At 65.6% G+C, this 3,892-nt stretch carries 6 protein-coding genes; 3 read left to right on the forward strand and 3 right to left on the reverse strand.

What is annotated here, in order from left to right; all coding sequences use genetic code 11:
* Both EN993_RS32455 and EN993_RS32460 read left to right on the forward strand, forming a co-directional pair.
* A partial coding sequence (locus tag EN993_RS32455) for a PDZ domain-containing protein (RefSeq protein WP_164757955.1) occupies window positions 1–292 on the forward strand: 292 nt, incomplete at its 5' end.
* Window positions 293–308: 16 nt separating this feature from the next.
* Window positions 309–1,286: a LysR family transcriptional regulator gene (locus EN993_RS32460; RefSeq protein WP_127265854.1), complete on the forward strand. Its 978-nt coding sequence runs from the start codon at window positions 309–311 to the stop codon at window positions 1,284–1,286.
* A gap of 16 nt (window positions 1,287–1,302) precedes the next feature.
* Here EN993_RS32460 and EN993_RS32465 read toward each other — a convergent pair whose 3' ends face one another.
* Window positions 1,303–2,031: an SDR family oxidoreductase gene (locus tag EN993_RS32465; RefSeq protein WP_127265856.1), complete on the reverse strand. Its 729-nt coding sequence runs from the start codon at window positions 2,029–2,031 to the stop codon at window positions 1,303–1,305.
* Between the two features lie 128 nt (window positions 2,032–2,159).
* Complete coding sequence (locus tag EN993_RS32470) at window positions 2,160–2,621, reverse strand: MarR family winged helix-turn-helix transcriptional regulator (protein WP_109660577.1); 462 nt, start codon at window positions 2,619–2,621, stop codon at window positions 2,160–2,162.
* A gap of 65 nt (window positions 2,622–2,686) precedes the next feature.
* Between EN993_RS32470 and EN993_RS32475 the strand changes: the two genes are divergently transcribed.
* Entirely contained in the window at window positions 2,687–3,160 is a 474-nt protein-coding gene (locus EN993_RS32475; protein WP_127265858.1) for a cupin domain-containing protein, read from the forward strand.
* Window positions 3,161–3,181: 21 nt separating this feature from the next.
* Here the strand turns inward: EN993_RS32475 and EN993_RS32480 are convergent, their stop codons facing one another.
* Window positions 3,182–3,793: a hypothetical protein gene (locus EN993_RS32480; RefSeq protein ID WP_127265859.1), complete on the reverse strand. Its 612-nt coding sequence runs from the start codon at window positions 3,791–3,793 to the stop codon at window positions 3,182–3,184.
* Window positions 3,794–3,892: the final 99 nt, after the last annotated feature.

The raw sequence follows: 3,892 nt of genomic DNA on the forward strand, positions 1-3,892 counted from the left end.
GCCGCGCCCGTGGCTCGGCGCCTTGTCGGCCGAAAGCGACGGCAAGGTGGTGGTGATGAGCGTGACCGAAGGCGGCCCGGCGGCCAAGGCCGGCCTGCGCCAGGGCGACATCATCTCCGACATCCGCGACGGCGCGGTCGATGGGCTGGCCGATTTCTATCGCAAGCTGTGGGAGAGCGGCTCGGCCGGCGCCGAGATCCCGATGCGGGTGCTGCGCGACGGCCGCGAAACCTGGCTGCGCGTCAAGTCGGCCGACCGCGGCAGCTTTCTCAAGAAGCCACAGCTGCAGTAGGCGCGTCAGCCACGCCATGCATCCGAGACTGCTCAAGACTTTCCTGGCGGTGGCGCGAAGCCGCAACATCACGCGTGCCGCCGAGACGGTCCACCTCGCGCAATCCAGCGTCAGCGACCAGATCCAGACGCTCGAAACGGAGCTTGGTGCGGCCCTGTTCACGCGTACGAAGTCCGGCCTTGAGCTGACGCCGGCGGGGCTGGCGCTGAAGCCGATCGCCGAGGACCTGTTGCGGCTCAATGGCGAGGCGCGCGCGGCCGTGCAGGCTGCGGCCGGACGGACGGGCGGACATGTGACCATCGGCGCGCTGGAGACGATCGCCTCGGCACGGCTGGCGCCCTGGCTGCCGGCGTTCCAGGCCGGCCATCCCGAGATAGCCGTGCGGATGAAGGTGACGGACAGCGGCACGCTGCGGCACCTGCTGGAGGATGGCGACATCGACGTCGCCTTCTGCTTCGACCGTCGTGATGTGGGGAGGAAGAGCACCGCCGATGAACGCCTCGCCAGGCGCACAATAGCGGCCGAACCGCTGGTGCTGGTCGCGGCTCCGGGGCAGCGCAGAGCAGCGCATGACCTGGCCGCCCTTGCCACGCTCTCCTTCGTGGCAACGGAGCCCGGATGCATCTACCGGCACATGTTCGACACGGCCTTTGCCGAGGCGGGCGTTGCCGCACCCAGACTTGCCGCTGAGCTCGGCAGCATCGGCGCCATTGCGCGGCTGGTGGCGGCCGGCACGGGGCTGGGTCTCGTGCCGCGCCTTGCCGTCGGCGATGCGCTGGCGCGTGGCGACCTCGTCGAAATGCCATGGCCCGGCCAGGTGCTGACAGCGCCGCTGGCGATGATCTGGCGCCGCCGCCGCGTCCAGCCGCCGGCGCTGCGGCAATTGCTTGCCGCTGCGCGCGACACGCTGGTGCCGGTCCTGTCGCGCGCCAAGGCTGGTTCAGGACTTGAATCGGCGAACCGCTCCAAGGCCTTGTTTGCAAACAATTCCTGACGGAAGCGGTGGCGGTCTAGATAAGGCGGTGGCCGCCCTCGACATGCAGCGTCGTTCCAGTGGTAAAGCCATTGCCGATCAGGAAGGCGATGGCGTCGGCGATATCATCGGGTTGGCCGATCCGCCCGACCGGCAGCCGCTCGGCCATCGCGGCCAGCGTCTCATCCTTGCGATCGCCGGCCACCTGGACCCAGATCGTGGTGTCGACCCAGCCGGGTGACACGGCATTGACGCGGATCGGCGCGAGCTCCACGGCCAGCGCCCGCACCAGCCCTTCGAGCGCGGCATTGACCGATGCAACGACGGAACCGCGCGCGGCCGGCCGGTAGGCGGCAACGCCGGAAACGAAGGTCATCGAACCGGTCGCTGCCAGCCGCGGTGCGCCGTGCTTGGCGAGCAGCAGCGGGCCATACAGCTTGCTCTCAACCACCTTTTGCGCCGCCTTCAGGTCAAGCTCCGGCAACAGCTGGTAGGCGCCTTCGATGTTGGCGGCGGTGCTGACGATGTGGTCGAGCCCGCCAATGCGCGCGAAAAGTCCGGCGACCCGGTCCTCCCGGGTGACGTCGATGGCCGCCACCTCGAGGGCGCCGGGATTGCCCAGCGCCTCGCGCGCCTGTTGTAGGCGGTCCTCGCCGCGCCCGGCGATGACCACCTCGGCGCCGGCCTCAAGGCAGCGCCTGGCCAGCGCCAGACCCATGCCGGAGCCGCCGCCGACGATCAGGATTTTCTGATTTGAAATGCTCATTTCGCTCTGCCTTTGCTTGGATGACAAGGGCATGGATTGGCAGTTCGGCGCGACAGAAGGAACCGGAAGAAACCGATAGCGCCATCGGAAAGGCCGATGGAGCAGGGCGGACAAGCGCCGTCTCTGGCTCAGCGCACCAGCGGACTTTCCCAGACGACAAACAGCAAAGCTTTCAGCTGGGCAAAGCGCTCCGGCCCAAGTTCGATGCGCCACTCCTCCTCGATCTCGCGCAGGATATCGACCATTTTCCAGAAGGCAGCATGGCCGCGTTCGGTGGACCGCACCACGCGCGCACCGCCGTCGCCGGGAATGTCGGAGCGAACCAGATAGCCGTAACCTTCGAGACTGCTGAGCAGTTGGTTGATGGCCTGTTTGCTCATGCCGGCACGCTCGGCGATGGTGCCGGGCCGCGCGCCGTCCGGTCCGGGAAACTGCAACACCGCCATATGCGGCAGGCGCAATTCGTCGAAACCGGCGGCGTTGAGTTCCTTGATCAGCCGTCGCTGGATCGCTTGTGCCGGCACGCGCAGCAGGGCGCCGATTAGCAGGTTCTCGGTCTTGGTCTGCAGAACTTCCGCTGAGGTGGCCATTGACGATCCGGTAAATTGAGTTTACTGATAGCTAGTAAATGTAATTTACCGGAGGGGTTTGCGCAATGTCAGTCATGAATCTTCAGGTCAATCCAGCCAATGAAATCATCGGCACCACGGGTCTGTCGGTTCGCTTCCTGGTAACGGGCGACAATTCGAACGGCAGCGTTGCTGCCTTCGAGCTGATGGTGCCGGGCGCGCAGCGGCTGCCGGCGCCGGCGCACAGCCACGACCACTATGAAGAGACGATCTATGGCATTGACGGTGTGCTGACCTGGACCGTCGACGGCAAGCCGATCGAGGTCGGACCAGGAGAGGCGCTGTGCATTCCGCGTGGCGCAGTCCATCGCTTCGACAACAATGGCAGCACGGATGCGAAGGCGCTGTGCGTCGTCACACCGGCGGCGATCGGCCCGGACTATTTCCGCGAGGCTTTCGGCCTGCTCAACGCCGCCGCCGGCGGTCCGCCGGACATGGCCAGGATGATGGACATCATGCGCCGCCACGGGCTGACGCCTGCAGCGCCGCCACCGAGTTGAAGTCGGTCGAAGAGGCGCCGGTCATTCGCCGCAAGCGGTGAAGGTGGTGCCCGGGGTCCAGTCCTTGAAGGCGATGGTCTGGCCTTCGACCGAGACGGTCTTGTGCTTCGTGCTGCCGTCCGGCTGCTTTTCGCTGCTGGTGCCTTTGCCGGTCAGCACATTGTACTCGCAGGCGCTTTCGGCATTCTCCTCCATATAGTCATAATGGTCATAGGCAAAGCCGGCGACGATGAAGGCGCCGTTGCGCCAGGCGATGGTCAGCGTCATGTCGGTCCGTTCGCTGCCGATCTCCATCGCCGGCAGGTAGAATTTGATCGAGCCGTTGGGCAGCATCGTCAGTTCCGGCTCGGTGTCGGAGTTCTCGTTGCCCGGGCGGTCGTAGTTGTTCCATTCGCCGAGGATCTGCCCGTGCACGATTTCAACGGGCTTGAGGTAATTGTGCTCCTTGTCCCGGAGGAAGAAGTGAACGTCCATCGGATGGCCGGGCTCTGTCTCGACCACCATGGCAAGGTCGACGGCGCCATCGCCATTGAAGTCGCCGGTCACCGCGGTGATGATTTTCCGGGTTTCGATCGGTTCGGCGAGGGCCATGGTCGGCAGCAAAAAGGCAAGGGCGAGGAGCGGAGATTTCATGTCGTATTCCCCCCGGGAGCGAGATGGCGTGCCCGAGCACGAGCATGGCAGGTATTCCGAGATTTTCTACAGCGGGGCCGGGAGAAAAATGTTCAGGTC

Source organism: Mesorhizobium sp. M7D.F.Ca.US.004.01.2.1 (genome assembly GCF_003997785.1).
GTDB lineage: Bacteria > Pseudomonadota > Alphaproteobacteria > Rhizobiales > Rhizobiaceae > Mesorhizobium > Mesorhizobium loti.

Excerpts from the sequence above, each read along its gene's own strand:
- EN993_RS32460 (WP_127265854.1), top strand. The coding sequence starts at position 309 with ATGCATCCGAGACTGCTCAAGACTTTCCTGGCGGTGGCGCGAAGCCGC.
- EN993_RS32465 (WP_127265856.1), bottom strand. The coding sequence starts at position 2,031 with ATGAGCATTTCAAATCAGAAAATCCTGATCGTCGGCGGCGGCTCCGGC.
- EN993_RS32470 (WP_109660577.1), bottom strand. The coding sequence starts at position 2,621 with ATGGCCACCTCAGCGGAAGTTCTGCAGACCAAGACCGAGAACCTGCTA.
- EN993_RS32475 (WP_127265858.1), top strand. The coding sequence starts at position 2,687 with ATGTCAGTCATGAATCTTCAGGTCAATCCAGCCAATGAAATCATCGGC.
- EN993_RS32480 (WP_127265859.1), bottom strand. The coding sequence starts at position 3,793 with ATGAAATCTCCGCTCCTCGCCCTTGCCTTTTTGCTGCCGACCATGGCC.